Source organism: Roseomonas aerilata DSM 19363, from assembly GCF_000711725.1.
Taxonomy (GTDB): domain Bacteria; phylum Pseudomonadota; class Alphaproteobacteria; order Acetobacterales; family Acetobacteraceae; genus Roseomonas; species Roseomonas aerilata.
In genome coordinates, this window is record NZ_JONP01000146.1 from 1 (window position 1) to 1,194 (window position 1,194).

At 60.3% G+C, this 1,194-nt stretch carries 2 protein-coding genes; one reads left to right on the plus strand and one right to left on the minus strand.

What is annotated here, in order from left to right:
- On the minus strand, window positions 1-338 hold a 338-nt coding region (locus BO39_RS29450), incomplete at its 3' end, for a response regulator (protein ID WP_043840442.1).
- 440 nt (window positions 339-778) lie between these two features.
- Between BO39_RS29450 and BO39_RS29455 the strand changes: the two genes are divergently transcribed.
- A complete protein-coding gene (locus BO39_RS29455; RefSeq protein ID WP_043840443.1) occupies window positions 779-1,159 on the plus strand; it encodes a hypothetical protein in 381 nt (126 codons plus the stop codon).
- The last annotated feature ends 35 nt before the right edge of the window (window positions 1,160-1,194 follow it).

Below are 1,194 nucleotides of genomic sequence, written 5' to 3' on the forward strand. Positions count from 1 at the left end.
TGGATGCGGGCGATAAGCTCCTGGCTGTCGAAGGGCTTTGCCAGGAAGTCGTCGGCACCGAGGCCGAAGCCCTTCACCCTGGCTTCCGGGCGCGCCAGGCCGGAAAGGATGAGGACGGGAGTGGTGCTGCGCCCGGCGCGAAGCTTGCGAACGACCTCGTAGCCCTCCATGTCGGGGAGCATAAGGTCGAGCACGACGATGTCGTAGTCGTAGAGCCGCGCGAGCTCGAGAGCCTCCTCACCGGTGTCGGTGGCATCCACGATCATGCCTTGCGTCTTGAGCATGAGGGTCAGCCCACGCGAGGTGGTCAGATCATCTTCTACCAGCAGGACGCGCATGGCTTTTCCGTTCGCGAGTTGGTGAGAGATGAATACAACCATAGCGGGAAGTAGACAAGATGTTGCGACATCGCATGATGTTTTATGATTGCGAAGCTGTATTAAAAATTAGAGAGCTTGGCTTCCATGAACAGCGCGCCCGCCAATCCCGATGTAATATCAGTAACTTCCAAGGCCGCCTCAATGCGCTCTCTCAACGAAGAGATGCGCCTCTCGGTAGGAGTAGTCTCAAGGCACAACCCCAAGTTGCATTATATGAATGGCGTGACGGTGGCTGATCTCGCTAAGTCCTGCACCCTTTGGGGCCATGCATGAGGAGAAGATGAAGCCGGCCGGAGCTTCGGCCGCCATCGGCAATCACTCGTTAACCTTTTTCGCAGAGTGTCCAGACCGTTAACGCCGGCTGGCCCTCCCGCCTGCGCCGAACCAAGGAGCACAAGATGTGCTACGCGCCGCATCACCCCAACGCCGCGAACTCCGCCTCCTCTCCACGCGCCTTCCAGAGCCTCTCCGATGCTGAGGCCTACGAGATGGAAATCGGAATGGCGTCCGTGCCCGGTGCCTGGGAGATTGATCGCCAAGAGAGCTATGATGGGCATCTGACCCTCGTCGTCTCCTCTGCCGCTCCCTCGTCAGACCTTGTCCTGGCGGTGTGGCGCTCCGGCAGCGACCTGCAGATGAGCACCATGCACGGCGATGAGCAGGTCACGGTACAGGCCTTCAGATCAACCGGGGCTGTTCTCCAAGCCATCCGTGGTCTCGCCATGCCGCGGAGCCCTGCACCCCGCCCGGCTGGTCACGCCTACCTCAGGCTCGTCTGACGCTCCCTACCTTCTCCTCGCACAGCGTATTGCTG